Source organism: Methylobacterium gossipiicola, assembly GCF_900113485.1.
Lineage (GTDB): Bacteria > Pseudomonadota > Alphaproteobacteria > Rhizobiales > Beijerinckiaceae > Methylobacterium > Methylobacterium gossipiicola.
The window spans coordinates 63,475-80,359 of the sequence record NZ_FOPM01000009.1 but is presented as its reverse complement, the minus strand read 5'-3'; the positions used below and the strand labels follow the sequence as shown (position 1 = coordinate 80,359).

The 16,885-nt window shown below is 70.1% G+C and carries 17 protein-coding genes; 6 read left to right on the top strand and 11 right to left on the bottom strand.

Annotated features, from left to right (window positions below; all coding sequences use genetic code 11):
- Window positions 1-12: 12 nt before the first annotated feature.
- From BM249_RS10120 to zapE, 4 genes are all read right to left on the bottom strand, one after another.
- Window positions 13-411, bottom strand: a complete 399-nt coding sequence (locus tag BM249_RS10120) for a hypothetical protein (RefSeq protein WP_091971603.1) — start codon at window positions 409-411, stop codon at window positions 13-15.
- A gap of 216 nt (window positions 412-627) precedes the next feature.
- Entirely contained in the window at window positions 628-2,973 is a 2,346-nt protein-coding gene (locus BM249_RS10115; protein ID WP_091971440.1) for a xanthine dehydrogenase family protein molybdopterin-binding subunit, read from the bottom strand.
- The gene (locus BM249_RS10110; protein WP_091971438.1) at window positions 2,970-3,449 is read right to left on the bottom strand and encodes a (2Fe-2S)-binding protein; all 480 of its coding nucleotides are present in this window, start codon (window positions 3,447-3,449) and stop codon (window positions 2,970-2,972) included. Before BM249_RS10110 ends, BM249_RS10115 begins: the two co-directional genes overlap by 4 nt.
- Window positions 3,450-3,807: 358 nt before the next feature.
- Window positions 3,808-5,037 (bottom strand): cell division protein ZapE, encoded by a 1,230-nt coding sequence (zapE, locus tag BM249_RS10105; RefSeq protein ID WP_425284816.1) that lies wholly within the window; start codon window positions 5,035-5,037, stop codon window positions 3,808-3,810.
- A gap of 220 nt (window positions 5,038-5,257) precedes the next feature.
- On the opposite strand from zapE, the gene BM249_RS10100 reads away from it, so the two are divergent.
- The 3 genes from BM249_RS10100 to BM249_RS10090 all read left to right on the top strand — a co-directional run bounded on the left by BM249_RS10100 (window position 5,258) and on the right by BM249_RS10090 (window position 6,471).
- On the top strand, window positions 5,258-5,824 hold the full coding sequence (locus tag BM249_RS10100) for a GNAT family N-acetyltransferase (protein WP_091971436.1): 567 nt from the start codon (window positions 5,258-5,260) through the stop codon (window positions 5,822-5,824).
- Between the two features lie 39 nt (window positions 5,825-5,863).
- Window positions 5,864-6,163: a hypothetical protein gene (locus tag BM249_RS10095; protein WP_091971434.1), complete on the top strand. Its 300-nt coding sequence runs from the start codon at window positions 5,864-5,866 to the stop codon at window positions 6,161-6,163.
- A gap of 107 nt (window positions 6,164-6,270) precedes the next feature.
- Entirely contained in the window at window positions 6,271-6,471 is a 201-nt protein-coding gene (locus BM249_RS10090) for a hypothetical protein (RefSeq protein WP_091971432.1), read from the top strand.
- Window positions 6,472-6,673: 202 nt separating this feature from the next.
- Here the strand turns inward: BM249_RS10090 and BM249_RS10085 are convergent, their stop codons facing one another.
- Window positions 6,674-7,360, bottom strand: a complete 687-nt coding sequence (locus BM249_RS10085; RefSeq protein ID WP_091971429.1) for a spermidine synthase family protein — start codon at window positions 7,358-7,360, stop codon at window positions 6,674-6,676.
- Window positions 7,361-7,515: 155 nt separating this feature from the next.
- On the opposite strand from BM249_RS10085, the gene rlmN reads away from it, so the two are divergent.
- Genes rlmN through ggt form a run of 3 tightly spaced genes read left to right on the top strand, consistent with a single transcriptional unit; the run spans window position 7,516 to window position 11,066 of the window.
- On the top strand, window positions 7,516-8,817 hold the full coding sequence (rlmN, locus tag BM249_RS10080) for a dual-specificity RNA methyltransferase RlmN (protein ID WP_091971427.1): 1,302 nt from the start codon (window positions 7,516-7,518) through the stop codon (window positions 8,815-8,817).
- A gap of 23 nt (window positions 8,818-8,840) precedes the next feature.
- Window positions 8,841-9,329, top strand: a complete 489-nt coding sequence (locus BM249_RS10075; RefSeq protein ID WP_091971425.1) for a hypothetical protein — start codon at window positions 8,841-8,843, stop codon at window positions 9,327-9,329.
- Complete coding sequence (gene ggt, locus BM249_RS10070) at window positions 9,330-11,066, top strand: gamma-glutamyltransferase (RefSeq protein ID WP_091971423.1); 1,737 nt, start codon at window positions 9,330-9,332, stop codon at window positions 11,064-11,066.
- A gap of 166 nt (window positions 11,067-11,232) precedes the next feature.
- Here ggt and rpoN read toward each other — a convergent pair whose 3' ends face one another.
- The 6 genes from rpoN to BM249_RS10040 form a co-directional block, all read right to left on the bottom strand.
- Window positions 11,233-12,816, bottom strand: coding sequence for an RNA polymerase factor sigma-54 (rpoN, locus tag BM249_RS10065; protein WP_091971421.1), 1,584 nt, complete (start codon window positions 12,814-12,816; stop codon window positions 11,233-11,235).
- 280 nt (window positions 12,817-13,096) lie between these two features.
- On the bottom strand, window positions 13,097-13,942 hold the full coding sequence (lptB, locus tag BM249_RS10060) for an LPS export ABC transporter ATP-binding protein (protein ID WP_091971419.1): 846 nt from the start codon (window positions 13,940-13,942) through the stop codon (window positions 13,097-13,099).
- Window positions 13,939-14,682, bottom strand: coding sequence for an LptA/OstA family protein (locus BM249_RS10055; RefSeq protein WP_091971417.1), 744 nt, complete (start codon window positions 14,680-14,682; stop codon window positions 13,939-13,941). Before BM249_RS10055 ends, lptB begins: the two co-directional genes overlap by 4 nt.
- Window positions 14,679-15,416 (bottom strand): LPS export ABC transporter periplasmic protein LptC, encoded by a 738-nt coding sequence (lptC, locus tag BM249_RS10050; RefSeq protein WP_091971415.1) that lies wholly within the window; start codon window positions 15,414-15,416, stop codon window positions 14,679-14,681. Before lptC ends, BM249_RS10055 begins: the two co-directional genes overlap by 4 nt.
- A 126-nt stretch (window positions 15,417-15,542) precedes the next feature.
- Entirely contained in the window at window positions 15,543-16,169 is a 627-nt protein-coding gene (locus tag BM249_RS10045; protein WP_091971413.1) for a ribonuclease D, read from the bottom strand.
- A gap of 114 nt (window positions 16,170-16,283) precedes the next feature.
- Entirely contained in the window at window positions 16,284-16,697 is a 414-nt protein-coding gene (locus tag BM249_RS10040) for a ComEA family DNA-binding protein (protein ID WP_091971411.1), read from the bottom strand.
- Window positions 16,698-16,885 lie beyond the last annotated feature (188 nt).

The following is a 16,885-nucleotide window of genomic DNA, read 5'->3' as shown; positions in this document are numbered from 1 at the left end:
GGGACCACACCGTCAGGGCGCTGCGTCGAGCTGCTGCTTGGCCCGCCCGAGGGCCGCTTCGCAGCCCTTCGCATCGCCCTTCCCGTCGGCGGTGCGTGCCTCGTCGAGGGCGACCTTGGCTTGAATCGCCTTCTCGCTGCCCTGGCCGGCCTCGGCCGATTTGCCGGGCGGGGCCGTGGGCGTGTCGGGCTTGCCCCCGGCCGCCCCGCCCTCACCCTCGCGGGCGCCCGCATCGGCCTTGCCGCTCGTGGAGGCCGAGATCGATTCCCGCGCCTGATCCTTCACCTTGCCTTCGAGGGCCTTGATGCCGTCGCCGCAGGGCGAAGCCTGGGCTTGACCGATGGCGCCCGCGAGGGCGCTGGCGAGAAGGCCGGCGGCGAGGCCCGCGCGGGGCCAGATGTTTGATCGCATCGTCGATCCGTCCTGAAACAATCGGAGACCGCCGACACGGCGATCTCTTCCTTCCATCAACCCGCCGGGCGGCGGAGGGCTCCGGATCGGAGGTCGAATCCCTTCGGTTTTCGGTGGTGCGTCGGCACGAGACGTTTCAAAACCTTGCAATCACGAAAAAGGGGTGCCGCAGGACGCGGCACCCCTTCGTCATCGTCGTCTCGAAAGACTTCGGGCTCAGGCGCTGAGCTGATCGCGGATCGGCAATTGCCGGATGCGACGGCCCGTGGCGGCGAAGATCGCGTTGGCGATGGCCGGGGCCACCGGCGGCACGCCGGGTTCGCCGACGCCGCCCAGGGGTCCCGAATAGTTCGGGTTCGGCAGCAGGTGGACGTGGATCTCCTTCGGGGCGGCGTCGATGCGGGTGATCTCGTAGCCGTCGAAGTTGTTCTGCTGGGCGCGCCCGTCCTTGAAGGTGATCTCGGACGACAGGGCGAGGCCCATGCCCATGACCACGGCGCCTTCCATCTGCGAGCGGATGCGCTCCGGGTTCACCTGCGGCCCGCAATCGATGGCGATGTCGACGCGCTTGACCCGGACCTCGCCCTTGTCCCCGACCTCCACCTCGGCCGCCACCGCCGTGTGGGTGACGAAGCTGTAGTGGCCGGCGATGCCGAGCCCCGTGTTCTTCGCCATCTTGCGGCCCCAGCCGATGCCCTTGGCCGCCGCCTCGATGACGCCGCGCAGGCGCCCCGTGTCGATGGGATAGCGCGACGGGTCCTCGCCGTAGTTCCACACGTCGCCGAGGGTGGTCGGGTCGATCTTGCGATCGGGGCCGATGAGGGCGAGCAGGTAGTCCTTCGGGTCCTTGCCCGCCGCGTGCGCCAACTCGTTCACGAACGATTGGATCGCGAAGGCGTGCGGGATGTTCGAGACCGAGCGGAACCAGCCGATGCGCACATGCGCGTCGGCCTCCGGGTTTTCGAGGCGGATGTTCGGCACGTTGAACGGCGTGTTGGTCAGGCCCATGCCGAGCTCGAACGGCAACTCGTTCTTGGCGCCCGCCGCGAAGATCGACCCGATGGTGGGGGCCGCCGAGCGGTGGAGCCAAGCGACCGGCATGCCCTTGTCGTCGAGGCCGGCTTCCAGGCGCTCCACCGAGATGGTGTGGTAGTAGCCGTGGTGGATGTCGTCCTCACGGGTCCAGACGAGCTTCACCGGCGCGCCGTCCACGGCCTGCGAGCACAGGGCCGCTTCCACCACGTAATCGGGCTTCGACTTGCGGCCGAACCCGCCGCCGAGGAGGGTCTGGTTGACCCGCACCTTGTCGGCCGCGAGGTTCAGCTTCTTGGCCAGGCGATCGTGCGTCGCCTGCGGCGCCTGGGTACAGGCCCAGGCCTCGCAGAACCCGTCCTTGATCCGCACCACGGCGGCCGGCGGCTCCATGGGGGCCTGGACGAGGTGGGGCACGAAGTATTCGGCCTCGATCTTCTTCTTGGCCTTCGCCATGGCGCCGTCGACGTCGCCCTGGTTGCGCACGACCTTGCCGGGCGCGCGCGCCGCCTTCTCCAGCTCGCCCCGGAAGGCGACGGAATCGTAAGTCGCGTTCGGGCCGTCGTCCCAGGTCACCTTCAGGGCATCGCGGGCCTTCATGGCCGCCCAGGTGTTCTTGGCGATGACCGCGACGCCGCCGAGCGGCTGGAACTCGACGGGGGCTTCCGGCGCGTCGATTTGGAAGATCTTCACGACGCCGGGGATCTTCTTCGCGTCCGCGTCGTCGAAGCTCGTCACCTTGCCGCCGAAGACCGGCGGACGGGCGACGACGGCGTAGAGCATCCCGTCGATGCGGGTGTCGAGACCGTAGATCGCCTTGCCCGTGGTGATGTCGCGGTTGTCGACGAGGCCGATCTTGCCCTTGCCGATATACTTGAAGTCCTTCGCGTCCTTCAGGGCAACGCTCTCGCGGGCGGGCACTGGCAGGGCCGCGGCGGCGGCGGCGATCTCGCCGTAGCCGAGGCTGCGCTTCGATTTCGCGTGGGTGACCACGTGGTTCTCGGCCTTCACCTCCGAGACCGGCACGTTCCACTGCTTGGCGGCGGCCTGGACCAGCATGAGCCGGGCGGCCGCACCCGCATGGCGCAGGTGCTGGAAGAAGTGGCGGAGCGACCGCGAGCCGTCCGTGTCCTGGTTGCCGAAGCGGGTCTCGTCGCCCCAGGCCTGGGTGACCTTCACCTTATCCCAGATGGCTTCGAGTTCGTCGGCGATGACGAAGGCGATGGAGGTGCGAACCCCCTGGCCCATCTCGGCGCGGTGACAGGTCACCGTCACGGTGCCGTCGGGCGCAATCGCGACGAACACCTTCGGGTCGTCCTGCCAGCCATGCGGCATGGCGTCGGCGCCGAACTTCTTCGGCTCCTCTTTCTTGTCTTCGGCGAGCGCCGGCTCACGCCACGACAGGGCGAGCACCAGGGCGCCCATGCCGCCCAGCATGGCGCGGCGGCTGACATTGGCCAGCGCCGTGGGAGCCGCCGGGGTGGGCTCGGAGACGGGCGTGTCGGACATCATCTGGGATTCGTGGATCACAGGCGCTCTCCCTTGGTGGCGGGGGCAGCCTGACCGGCGGCCTGATGGATGGCGGCGCGGATGCGCGGATAGGTGCCGCAGCGGCACAGGTTTCCGCTCATGGCCTCGTCGATCTGCGCGTCCGTGGGCTTGGGCGTGTCCTTCAGGAGCGAAGCGGCCTGCATCATCTGCCCGCACTGGCAGTAGCCGCATTGCGAGACGTTGAGGTCGCGCCACGCCGCCTGGACGGGGTGGTTGCCGTCGGGCGAAAGCCCCTCGATGGTCACCACCGCCTGCCCCTCGGCCGCCGAGACCGGGGTGACACAGCCGCGCACGGCAGTGTCGCCGACGTGAATCGTGCAGGCGCCGCACAGGGCGGCGCCGCAGCCGAACTTGGTTCCGGTGAGCCCGACCTCGTCGCGCAGGTACCAGAGCAGCGGCATGTCGGGGTCGCCGTCGAAGCTGCGTTCAGCCCCGTTCACGGTGAGTTTGATCATCGGTCCATCCTGTCATGGATCGGACAGGGCCCGCGCCTCGGCGCGCGCCGTCCGTTTTCGAGTCGCGTGGTCGGCGTCCGGGCACGCGATCCGTGTCGCGGTCCCGCATCGATCGCTCGCGCGGAGAGCCCCGGTCTTCCGTGGGAACGGCCATCGCCGCCCGGAGGCGGCAAGCAGGGTGCATCGCGGCACCGTCGTGCTTCGGCATCGTTCTTGGGAATGAGACCAATTAAACGAAGCGCCCGCCGCACTTCAACGCCGCCGGTCAAAACAAGCTCCCCGCACGGGAGCTTTCGGCATGGTGTCTGTGCGGTGGCACACCAGCGACCAGGCGTTCGCTGCGACCGCCTGACGCCGCTCAGGTCTCGACGAGACCCGTGCTCGATCCCGACGCCTCCGAATCCCCCGCGCCGTGCGGCAGGCCGAGATACGCGGCGGATTGCATCTCGATGAGGCGCGAGACCGTGCGGTCGAACTCGAAGGCCTCGCGACCTTCCGTGGCGGTGTACAGCCCTTGCGGCTCGGCCGCCGCCGAGGCCACGAGCTTCACGTGGGCATCGTAGAGCGTGTCGACCAGGGTGATGAAGCGTTTGGCCTCGTTGCGGGTCTCAGGCCCCATCACCGGGATGTCGGCGAGGATCACCGTGTGGAAGGACCGGGCGACGGCCATGTAGTCCGAGGCGCCGAGCGGCTGCGCGCAGAGATCGTGGAACGTGAAGCGCGCCACCCCGGCCGCCGCTTCCGGCACGGCGACCTCGCGTCCCTTCACCCGCACGGTGGTGGGTTTGCCCCGGCCCTTGCCGGTGAGGCCCTTGAAGGCCAGGGCGAGGGCCGCGTCGGCCTCCGGCCCGGCGGGCACGTGGTAGACGGCGGCGCCCCCGAGCTTCTCCAGGCGGAAATCCGTGCGCGAATCGAGGCGCAGGACCGTGACCCGGCTCTTCAGTTCGGCGACGAAGGGCAGGAACAGGGCGCGGTTGAGACCGCCCTCGTAGAGCCGATCGGGCTCGACGTTGGAGGTCGCCACCACGGTGACGCCGCGCTTGAACAGGGCGTCGAACAGGCGCCCCAGGATCATCGCGTCGGCGATGTCCGTCACGGTGAATTCGTCGAAGCACAGGAGGGTGGCTTCGTCGGCCAGCGCATCGGCCACCACGGGGATCGGATCGTCACCCTTGGCGGTGCCGGCCTTGAGGGCCTGACGGTGGGCGTGGATGCGCTCGTGCGCGTCCGCCAGGAAGCCGTGGAAATGCACCCGGCGCTTCGGAGCCGGTGCCGCCTCGTGGAACAGGTCCATGAGCATGGTCTTGCCGCGCCCGACGGAGCCCCAGATGTAGAGCCCCTTCGGCACCGCCGCCGGATCTTCCTTGCGGCCGAACAGCCAGCCCAGGGCGCTGCCCTTGCGGGCGCGGCGGCGGCGGCCGAGTTCCTGTGCCAGGCCGTCCAGGGCCTGCACCAGCCGGATCTGGGCCGGGTCGCGCTCGATGGTGCCCGAGGCCACCAGGGTTTCATAGCGTTCCAGGACCGGGCCATGGGGCTCCGCGCCCGCGCGGACATGCTCGTGCGGCCCCGGAGAAATGAATGAACTCACGACGAAACGGCCTCGGCGCGTGGGCGGCGGACGGGTGTCCCGTCGATCTGCCGCGCACCCCGGAGGGGTTCAAGCCCGGTTCGGGCCGCAGGAGAGACAGGGGCGGCATTGCGTTCTGCTGCATTGCACAAATCGATCTGGGATGCCACATCCACGGAGCCTTGAGGGAGGCAACGTCCGGTCCCGGCACGCGCAGCGTGCCACGATCCCGGAGTGAACCATGCCCGAATCCCAACCCCTGCATCCCATCATCCGCCGCCTCTGGCCCACAGACGCCGCCGCGGTGGAGGCGTATTTCCTGCGCCTCGACCCCGAGACCCGCGCCAGCCGCTTCATGGGCACCCTCGGGGACGCGGCGGCCCTCGCCTATGCCCGGCAGGCCCTGAAGGTCGAGGGTGTCGTGTTCGGCGGTTTCGTCGACGGCACCCTGCGGGCTTTGGGCGAACTGCGCCCGACCCATATGCCGCCCGCGCCCTACATTCTCGGTCCCGAGGCGGAGGCCGCCTTCGCGGTGGAGCGGGGGTATCGCCGCAACGGCCTCGGGCAGGCGCTGTTTGCCCGCATCGCCGGGGCCGCGCGCCATCGCGGGGTGCGGGATCTGCGGGTGCGCTGTCTCAGCCGCAACCGACCGATGCAGGGGCTCGCCGCCCGCGTCGGGGCCGACCTGCGCATGGTGGGGGGCGAGGCCGAGGGCGCCCTGCACCTGCCGCGTCCGACCCCGGTCTCCCTCTGGCGGGAGAGCGTCGCCGAGGCGTTCGATTTCACCCTGGCGCTCACCGCCGCGTGAGCCCTATGGAGAGGACACGCCGTCGAGAGGACCCTCCTCATGCGTGCAAGCCTGTTCGCCATCCTCGTCGTGAGCGTGTCCGCCGGTCCGGTGGCGGCGCAACCGCGCCTGGCCACCCCCGACATGGCCTGCGCCGAGGCGGCCGACCTCGTCGCCCGGGCCGGGGCCATCGTGCTCACCACCGGGCCCTTCACCTATGCGCGCTTCGTGCGCGACGGCGGCTTCTGCCCCCTGCCCGAAACCACCCGGCCCGCCTTCGAGGTGACCCGCGACGTGCCGCGCTGCTTCGTCGGCTACACCTGCCACGACCGCTTCACCGAGGGCGAAGGGCGCGAGTAGCGTCCCACGGCCAAAATGCCTACGGCCAAGCTGCCTTGTTGCGGCCAAGCCCATGCCGATGCTGGCCTTTGCGCCCGACGAGGGGGCGCGCACGAGGGGCCACCGTCATGGACAGGACCGACCCGACCGCACGGCACACCGGCGACCTGCGCTTGCAACGGTCCGTCGCCGACACCCTGCGGGTCATCGCCGCCGCCTGCGCCGAGCGCGAGGCGCCGCCGGTCAAGGCGGCCCGGCAGGAACTCGCGGCGATCTACGGCGCCACCCGCCTCAGCCGCCGCCGCGACCGGCTCCGGGCCACAGGCTGATGCGATTTCCGGTTGATCGCTCCGGCGTTTGACAAGCGCAGGTCCCCTCTCCTGTAAGGAGAGGGACAGGGTGAGGTGTGTAACCTTTCCGGAGATGGACTACACCTCACCCCAGCCCTCTCCTTTCAGGAGAGGGAGCACCCTTGCGTCCGATCAATCCGAGGCAATCAACTGGAGCCCGTATGATTTCTCAGTCAAACCTCTAGCGACCCCGCTCCGGCCGCGTGGCGAGCCAGATCGTGTGGCGGGCGCCTCGCCCCCGCCCGGCCCGCACGGGCACGGTCTCCACGGCAAATCCGGCGCGGCCCAGGCGCTGGGTGAAGGCCTCGTCGGGATGGGCCGACCACACCGCGAGCACGCCGCCGGGACGCAAGGCGCCCCGCGCCGCCGCGAGGCCGGCGGCCTCGTAGAGCCGATCGTTGCCCGCCCGCGTCAGGCCGTCCGGGCCGTTGTCGACATCGAGAAGGATCGCGTCGTAGGCCCCCGACGCCGACCGGATCAGGGCCGCGACGTCGCCCTCCCGCGCCTCGACCCGTGGATCGGACAGGGCCTCCTTCGCGATATGGGCCAGGGGGCCGCGCCCCCAGGCGAGCACGGCCGGCACCAGTTCGGCCACCACCAGGGTGGCGTCGGGCCCGAGGGCGTCGAGCCCCGCCCGCAGGGTGAAGCCCATGCCGTAGCCGCCGACGAGAACGCGCGCCCGTGCCCGCCCGCCGATCCGCGCGGCGCTCAAGGTCGCCAGCGCCTCCTCCGAGCCGCTGAGGCGGCTGTTCATGAGTTCGTTGTGGCCGAGCTGGATCGAGAATTCGTGGCCGCGCTGCAGCAGGCGTAAGCGCTCGCCGTCCGTGCCGGGAATGGGGGCGGTGTCGAGGACGACCCAGGGCGTCACGGCGGAACCTCGCGCGGGAAGAAGGACCTGCCGGGTATCACAGCCCGCGCGCGCCCTCCATGCATGGGCGCAGCCCAACCCTGCGCGGGCGCATTCGCGTTCGGGATTCGAATCGCCTATACCGGACCGATTCCAAATCTTAAGGTCTTGATACCATGGCGACGGCGTCGTTCGACACCGCCCGGCGCGACGCGAGCGCCCTCCCCGCAATCGAGAAGCTGCCCGAGTTCGAGCCGGCGGCGGTGCCGGTCGGTGGCCCCCTCGGCCGTTCGTCCCTCGTCGGCCTGACGCGGGACGACCTCAAGGCGCGGCTCGGCGCCATCGGCGTGTCAGAGCGCGAGCAGCGCATGCGGTCGGGCCAGATCTGGCACTGGGTCAACGTGCGGGGCGCCAAGAGCTTCGACGAGATGACCAATGTCGGCAAGGGCCTGAAGGCCGATCTGGCCCAGGCCTACACCCTCGACCGGCCGGAGGTGGTCACCGAGCAGATCTCGCGGGACGGCACCCGCAAGTGGCTCCTGCGCATGGCGCCCACGGGCAAGCACGACCACAATCGCGGCGCCGAGATCGAGTGCGTGTACATTCCCGGACGCGGCCGGGGCACGCTCTGCGTCTCGAGTCAGGTCGGCTGCACCCTCACCTGCTCGTTCTGCCACACGGGCACGCAGCGCCTCGTGCGCAACCTCACGACGGCCGAGATCGTGTCGCAGCTCGTGGTGGCGCGCGACCACCTCAACGACTGGGCCGGCCAGAACCCGACCCCGCCGGGGGCCGACGAGGTTCGCCGCGCCGTGACCAACATCGTGTTCATGGGCATGGGCGAGCCCCTCTACAACCTCGACAACGTCGTCGATTCCGTCGGCGTCATGGCCGATCAGGAGGGCTTGGGCCTGTCGCGCCGGCGCATCACCGTCTCGACCTCCGGCGTGGTGCCGCAGATGCAGCGCCTCGGCGACGAATCCCACGCCATGCTGGCGATCTCGCTCCACGCCGTGCGCGACGATCTTCGCGATACGCTGGTGCCCTTGAACCGCAAGTATCCGCTCGCCGAACTCATCGCCGCCTGCCGCAACTATCCGGGCCTCAACAACGCCCGGCGCATCACCTTCGAGTACGTGATGCTGAAGGGCGTCAACGACACCGACGCCGATGCCCGCGAACTCGTGCGCCTGCTCAAGGGCATCCCGGCCAAGATCAACCTCATTCCGTTCAACCCCTGGCCCGGCAGCGCCTACGAATGTTCGGATTGGGAGCGTATCGAGCGCTTCTCCGAGATCGTGTACGAGGCCGGCTACGCTTCGCCCGTGCGCACGCCGCGCGGCCGCGACATCCTCGCCGCCTGCGGCCAGCTCAAGAGCGAGACCGAGAAGCTGCGCGCCCGTGCCCGGATGATGCTGGAGGACGGCATCGGGGCGGAGGGCGTCTATGCGGGCGCCGACGACGGCGACGACGAGTGATGCCGGCGCGGCGGCCGTAGCCCATGCGGTTCCTCGGCCGCCTGTTCGTCGGGAGCCTTGCCCTCGTCCTGGCGATTCCCTGTGGCGCCCTCGTCCTCGGCCTCGGGGCGATGCTCGATCCGGTCTCGCGCGAGGTCCTGGGGAGCCTCGGCCTCGTCGGCCTGTTCGCGGGGTTGAACGACCTCGCCTCCGGCGTCGGACCTGAGACGATCCTGTTCGCCCTCGCCGCCTTCGCCCGCGCCCTGTTCCTCCTCCTCGTGGTGCCGCCCGTTCTCGTGGCCGTCTTGGGCGAGACCCTGAATTGGCGCGGCGCCATCGGGTACGGTGCCGGCACCGGCCTGCTCACGGCCCTGGTGCCCTGGCTCGCCCGGGGCGCCGTCCGTATGGGCGATCCGCAGGTCCTGGCGTTGGAAGGCCGCATCACCGCGATCCTGTTCCTCACGGGCGCAGCCTCGGGCCTCGTCTACTGGCTGGTGGCGGGCCGGTTCGGCCCGCGCGACGGAGCCGTCTGAATGCGCCGCCAAGCCCTCGCCTCCGGCCTCGCCCTCTCGCTTCTGCTCGCCCCGCCCCAACGGGCCTGGGCGCAGGCGGATTCCTCGCCGATCCAGGCGGATACGGCGCGGATGCTGCCGGTGCTCGCCGCCCACGGCATGGTCTCGTCGCAGGAGGCGCAAGCGACACAGGTCGGCGTCGCGATCCTGAAGGCGGGCGGCAACGCCGTCGATGCGGCGGTGGCCGTGGGCTTTGCCCTCGCCGTCACGCTTCCACGGGCGGGCAATCTCGGCGGCGGCGGCTTCATGCTGGTGCATGTGGCGAAAACCGGTGAGACGGTGGCCATCGACTACCGCGAGACCGCACCGGCCGCGGCCCGGGCCGATATGTTTCTGGACGCGCAGGGCGAGCCCGACCGCGACGCCTCCACCCGCAGCGGCAAGGCCGTGGGCGTGCCCGGCACCGTGCGGGGCCTAGCCGAAGCGCACCGCCTCTACGGCTCCGGCCGCTTTACTCTGGCCGCGCTGATCGCGCCGGCGTCCCGCTTGGCGCGCGACGGCATTTCCGTCGAGGCGGGCCTCGCCGATTCCCTGCCCCGGGCCAGGAGCCTCCTCGAACCCTGGCCGTCGAGCCGCGCCATTTTCTTTGCCGGCAACAGGCCGCTTCAGCGGGGCGAACGCCTCGTTCAGACCGACCTCGCCGCGACCCTCGCGGCAATCGCGACGGGCGGGCCGGATGCGTTCCACACCGGCCCCATCGCGGCCCGTATCGTCGACGCCGTTCGGGATGCCGGCGGGGTCATGACACTCGGTGATTTAGCCGACTACAAACCGGTGGTCCGCCCACCCGTGCGCGGCACCTATCGCGGTCTCGCCATCGCGTCGATGCCGCCGCCGAGCTCGGGCGGCATCCACCTCGTCGAGATCCTCAACGTGCTGGAGGGGTTCGACCTCGCGGCCATGGGGGCCGGTAGTGCCGACGCCATCCACACCCTCGCGGAGGCGATGAAGCCCGCTTACGCCGATCGCGCCACCTGGCTCGGCGATCCGACCCGCTCGCAGATCCCCGTGGAGGGGCTGACGGCCAAGAGCTACGCCGATACCCTGCGGGCCGCCATCGATCCGGCCCGCGCCCGCCCGGCCTCGGAGATCAAGGCCGGCGATCCCCTGCCCCATGAATCCGACCAGACAACGCATTTCTCGGTGATCGACGCCGAGGGCAACGCGGTGTCGAACACCACCACCCTCAACTTCTCCTACGGCATGGGCCTCGTCGCCCCCGGCACCGGGGTTCTGCTCAACAACGAGATGGACGATTTCTCGGCGAAGACCGGGGCGCTCAACGCCTACGGCCTCGTCGGCGGCAAGGCCAACGCCGTGGCGCCCAGCGCCCGGCCCCTCTCCTCCATGACCCCCGCCTTCGTGTTCCGGGACGGCAAGCTGCTCCTGGTCACGGGCAGCCCCGGCGGCAGCCGCATCATCTCGACGGTGCTGCAGACCATCGTCAACGTCGTCGATTTCCGCATGAACCTCCTGCAGGCGGTGGCGGCGCCGCGCATCCACCACCAATGGCGGCCCGATGTCCTCACCCTCGAGGAGGGCGTCTCCCCCGACACCATCCGGCTGTTGCGGGCGCGCGGCCACAGGGTGGTGGTGGCACCGGCCTCGGGCTCGGCCAATTCCGTCATGGCCCTCGACGGACTCAAGGCCGGGGCCGCCGACCCGCGCCAGCGCGGGACTCTCGCGGAAGGGCACTGACGGGGGCGCCCTTCCCCGGACGGATGCCGCGCAGCGGAGCCCGATCCGGGGTCCAGCATAGGAAGTCGCGCAGCGTCGAAACATCGTGCCGCTGCCGCGGCGCTTCTTGTGCTGGGTCCCGGATCGCCTTCCGCTGCGCTTCAGGCGTCCGGGACGGGTGCCCTTCTCAGCGCGCTGACGCCAGATGGGCGCGGCGGCGCTCGATGGAGGAGGGAATCCGCAGGGATTCCCGGTACTTCGCCACGGTGCGGCGGGCGATGTCGATGCCCTCGTCGCGCAATTTCTGCACCAGGGCGTCGTCGGAGAGCACGTCCTTGGCCGTCTCGCCGTCGACGAGCTGCTTGATCCGGTGGCGCACGGCTTCCGACGAGTGCGCGGCGGCGCCGGCCGCCCCGGGAATCGCGGCGGTGAAGAAGTATTTCATCTCCAGGGTGCCCCGGCTCGTGCCGATGGATTTGTTGGAGGTCACCCGCGAGACGGTGGATTCGTGCATGCCGATGGCCTCGGCTACGGTCTTGAGGTTGAGGGGGCGCAGGTGCGACACCCCGTGCAGGAAGAACCCGTCCTGCTGGCGCACGATCTCGGAGGCGACCTTCAGGATCGTGCGGGCCCGCTGCTCCAGGCTGCGGGTGAGCCAGTTCGCCGTCTGCAGGCATTCGGATAGGAACGCCTTGTCGCCCTCGGCCACCGCCCCGCGCGCGACGCGGGCGTAGTAGCTCTGGTTCACCAGCACCCGTGGCAGGGCCTCGCCGTTGAGCTCCACCAGCCACGACCCATCGGCGGCGGCGCGGACGAACACGTCGGGGATCAGCACTTCCACGGCGCTCGCCCCGAAGGCGCGACCGGGCTTCGGGTCGAGGCGGCGCAGCTCGGCCAGCATCTCGACGAGGTCCTCATCGTCGACGCCGCAGAGGCGGCGGAGCGCCGGGAAATCGCGCTTGGCCACGAGATCGAGGCGCGAGACCAGGGCCTGCATGGCCGGATCGAACCGGTCGCGGTCGCGCAATTGCAGGGCGAGACATTCGGCCAGATCACGGGCGGCGATGCCGGCCGGCTCGAAGCTCTGCACGAGCTTCAGGACACGCGCGACGGTGTCGAGGGAGGTGCCAAGGCGCTCGGCGACGTCGTCGAGGGATTCCCGGAGGTAGCCGGCATCGTCCACGGCGTCGATGAGGAAGCCGCCGATGAGACGGTCGATGGGGTCGCGGGTCGCCAGATCGAGCTGGGCGGCGAGGTGCTCGCGCAGCGACAGCTCGGCGGTGAGCGTCGCTTCGAAATCCGGTGCCTCGCCGTCGAAGCTGCCGCCGGTGTTGCCGTAGGGGGCGGGCGTCAGGGAGAGCATGTCCCCGGACCCCGCCTCGCGGGCATGGGTGGGGTTCTCGTCGGCGAAGACGTTGTCGAGGCGGCTGTCGAGGGTGCTCTCGATGTCGGCGCTGCTCGCCGTCAGGGTGCTGGAGATCCAGGGCTCCTCGCCCCCGTCGAAATCGCTGCCCTCGAAGTCGCCCCCCTCGTCGCCGGGACCGTCACCTTGGCGGTCGACGGAGGATTCGGACGGGGTCTCGCCGGGCGTGCGCTCGACGTCGCCCTCGGCCTCGACGCGTTCGAGGAGCGGATTGCGCTCGAGTTCGGCATCCACGTAGGCCGTGAGATCGAGATGCGAAAGTTGGAGAAGCTTGATCGCCTGCAGGAGCTGTGGCGTCATCACCAGGGCCTGGCCCTGGCGCATCTCGAGTCGTTGCATCAGACTCATGGTGGATTTAACCCCCGAGTTGCCCCCGGAACTCGACGGCGCACGTCACCGTGAGCCGAGTCTCGGCATCAATCTTGCTTCTTTTTTGACATTCCAAGGTTTAGCGCCAACCGACCCGCTCGTCAAAGCGTGGCGGGCGAGTTTTGGCGAAATGCGTCGACGACCGCTGGTTGTCGGCGGGGCGTGGTCTCGGCACCACAGGGGGCACGGTCTCGGGGCCGAGCGCCAGCGGTCGTCGAAGGAGATCGGGACGGGGCGGTGGCGGGGGTAAGGCGAAGCCTTACAGGCGAAAATCTTCGCCGAGGTAGAGACGGCGCGCATCGGCGTTGGCGACGATCTCCTCGGGCGTGCCCTCCGTGAGGATGCGGCCCGAATGGGCGATGTAGGCCCGGTCGATGAGACCGAGGGTCTCGCGCACGTTGTGGTCGGTGATGAGCACGCCGATGCCGCGCTGCTTCAGGTGCTTCACCAGATCCTGGATGTCACCCACCGCGATGGGATCGATGCCCGCGAAGGGCTCGTCGAGGAGCATGAAGCTCGGGGACGAGGCGAGTGCCCGGGCGATCTCGCAGCGGCGGCGCTCGCCGCCCGACAGGGCGATGGAGGGGGATTTGCGCAGGCGCGCGATGTCGAATTCCTCCAGCAGGGATTCGAGTTTTCGCGCGCGCTCCTTGCGGTCCGGTTCGGCGACTTCGAGGACCGCCCGGATGTTGTCCTCCACCGTGAGGCCGCGAAAGATCGAGGCTTCCTGCGGCAGGTAGCCGATGCCGAGGCGGGCGCGCTGATACATCGGCAGATGGGTGATCGGCAGCCCATCGAGACTGATCGCGCCGCGATCGGCCGAGACCAGGCCGGTGATCATGTAGAAGATCGTGGTCTTGCCGGCGCCGTTGGGGCCGAGCAACCCCACGGCCTCGCCGTTGCGGACGGTCAGGCCGGCTTCGTGCACCACCGTGCGGGAGCCGTAGCTCTTGCGCAGGCCGCGCACGTGGAGGATGCCCGGCCCGCCGCCCTCGGCGAGGATCGCGGCTTCCCGCGCGGCCGCCTCGCGATGGCCGCGGCCGAACAGGCGGCCGAACAGGGAGGGGCGGCCAGCCGGAGCGGCCGCCGGCGCTGCGTCGCTCAATTGGTCTGCGCCCGGGGCTTCGTGGGGTCGGTCGTGACGGGTTCAGCCGGCTTCGGCGCGGCCTTCGCGGCGGCGGCCGGTTGGGCGCAGCCCTTGGCGCCCTTGGCGCCCTCGTCCTTCTGCGGCACGAACAGGGCCGAGACCCGGCCGCCGGCCACGGGGTCCATGTTCGCCCGGCCGGTGTTCATGTCGTAGACGAGGCGCGAGCCGCGGGTCACGTTCTGGCACTGGCTCAGCACGACGTTGCCCGTGAGCACGATGCGCTTGGCCTCCTGATCGAAGACGGCGTTGTCGCCGGTGGCGACCTGATCCTTCTGCACCACCGTGACGGGGCCGGCGCATTCCACCCGCTGGATGCCGTTTTCGCCCATGCCGCCGGCGGCCTTCTCGGAGCCGCCGGCGGGCTTCTCGCTCGCCTCGGCCGTCTCAACGGACTCCTTGGCGGCGCCGGTCTTCTTGTCGTCCTTCTTGGCGCGCTTGTAGCGCACGGTCATGCTGGAGCAGCGGATGGTGCTGTCCCCCTGGACCGCCACGACGTTGCCGGCGAAGACCGCCTTGTTCTCGCGGTCGAACACATCGAGGCGGTCGGCGTCGATCTTGATCGGCTCCTTGCCGCCGCCGCCGAGATTGCCGAGACCGGCCGGCTTGTCTTTCTTGGCGGGCGTCTGCGCCACGGCCGGTGCGGCGAGCGTCAGTCCGGCCGCGAGGGCCGCCACGATCAGGGAGCGGACGGGCGTCACGGCCGGGCCTCGCCGTCCGTCGGTTCGGCGGACGAGGTCAGGACCCGCGCGGGCTTGCCCGGCTTTCCGGCCCTGTCGGTCTCGTGCAGCACCGTATGGACGTTGCCCACGAAGGAGATCACATGGCCGCTGTCGCTCACGTCGAGGGTGTCGGCCCCCACGGTTCCGCTCGGGATCGTCACGGTCACGGGTTCGTTCGACTTCACCGTGCCGGCCTTGAAATCCACCGCCGCCGTCGAGAGGCGAATCTCCTCGCCCTTGTCCGTCCAGATGCGGATGTCCTGGTTCAGGGTCAGGGATTCCCGCGCCGTGTCGAACAGGCCCGCCGCCGCTTCGAGGTGGGCGACGCCGCCCTTGTCGTCGGTGGCGAGGTGTCCCTTCATGGCCTGCAATTCGATGAGGGTCGGCTTGCGCACGTCCTGAAACGCGGCGGTGGCGGTGACCTCGTAGCCGCGCTCGCCCTGCCGGAAGCCGGACAGGCGCGGGCTCTCCATCTTCACCTTGGTGCCCGACAGGCTCACCGGGCCGATGCCGACGCTCGGCAGGGTGGTGCCGAAGGGGTTGAACAGAACGGCGGCCAGCGCCAGCACCGAACCGCCGGCCACGACGGGGATGAGCCGCCGCAGGGCGTGCACCCGCGTGCTGTGGCTGCGGGCCCGCGCGTGGGCGCGGGTCCGGCGTGCATCGACGCGGATGGGGACGGCCCCGGTCTGGCTGGACTCGTCCACCTGCATGATCGTCCCAAACATGCCGCCGGATGCGTGCGGGCCATGGCGAAGTTATGACCATCGCCTTGCGAAATCATCAAGGTCGATGCGGTGCCCGTGTGCGACGGCACACCCGCCCGTCCGGGCGCTCCCTCAAGTATGCGCGAAGATGTCGGTCTCGGGCCAGCCGGCGAGATCGAGGCGGGCGCGGGTCGGCAGGAAGTCGAAGCAGGCCTGGGCCATGTCGGTGCGGCCCTCGCGGGCCAGCATCGTGTCGAGGCGGGCGCGGGCGGCGTGGAGATAGAGCACGTCGGAGGCCGCGTAATCGACCTGGGCCTGGCTCAGGGTCTCGGCGCCCCAATCGGAGGATTGCTGCTGCTTCGACAGATCGACGCCGACGAGTTCGCGGACCACGTCCTTGAGGCCGTGACGGTCGGTGTAGGTGCGGGCGAGCTTCGAGGCGATCTTGGTGCAGTAGACCGGGCCGGGCATCACCCCGAGGGCCTTGAACAGCACCGCGAGATCGAACCGGGCGAAGTGGAAGATCTTCAGGATCTCGGGATCGCCCATCACCCGCTGCAGCATCGCCGGCGCCGGTCCGCCGGGGACGATCTGCACCACGTCGGCGCTGCCGTCGCCGCGGGAGATCTGCACCACGCACAGCCGGTCCCGATGCGGGTTCAGCCCGAGGGTCTCGGTGTCGATGGCGAGGGCGGGGCCGGCGACGTAATCGGCCGGAAGGTCGCCGCGATGGACGCGCACGAGGGGCTGGGGGGCCATGGGGGATTTCGCTGCCGGTCGGAAAGATCCGCGCCTATCATCCACCCTCCGGCCCGACAAGCCCGGGCCGATCCGGGCGTGCCGAAGGCGCTCCCGCCCTCGGCACGCACCGCGCTACTTCTGCTTGGCGATCACCCGGTCCTTGATGCCGTCGTAGACGCCCTGCGGGATGATCTTCTTCGACACGAGTTCGTCCTTGCCGTGATAGGGCCGGCCCTTGACGATGGCCGCCGCGCGGGCGGTGCCGATGCCCGGCAGGGCATCGAGTTCGGCCGGGGTGGCGCTGTTGAGGTCGATCAGCGCGGCCTTTTCGGATTTGGCCTCCGTCTTCGTCTCCGTCTTGGCCTCGGGCTTGCCGGTCGTGGGAGCCTTCGGCGCCGCCACGGTGGGGGGCGTCGGGTTCGCGGGCGCCGGCACGGCGGGGGCGGGCTTCGTCGCCGGGGTCGCGGGGCTCGGGGATTGTGCGAGGGCGGGCGCCGTGGCGAAGCAAGCCAGGACGGCGAGGCTGCGCAGAAGGGATGACGACATGGGAATCTCCCGGATCGTGACGCGGTCGCGATGCCGCGCCGACACCGGACAATCTGGGAAAGCGCGCTTGAACCGCGGCTTAACGGTACGACCCCGTCGTCCGGTCGCGCGCCGATCGGGCGGAGGATCCGGTTTCCTCGAACGGGGCGGATGCGGCCGGGGATGTCGCTGGGGATGGGCGCCGTTCG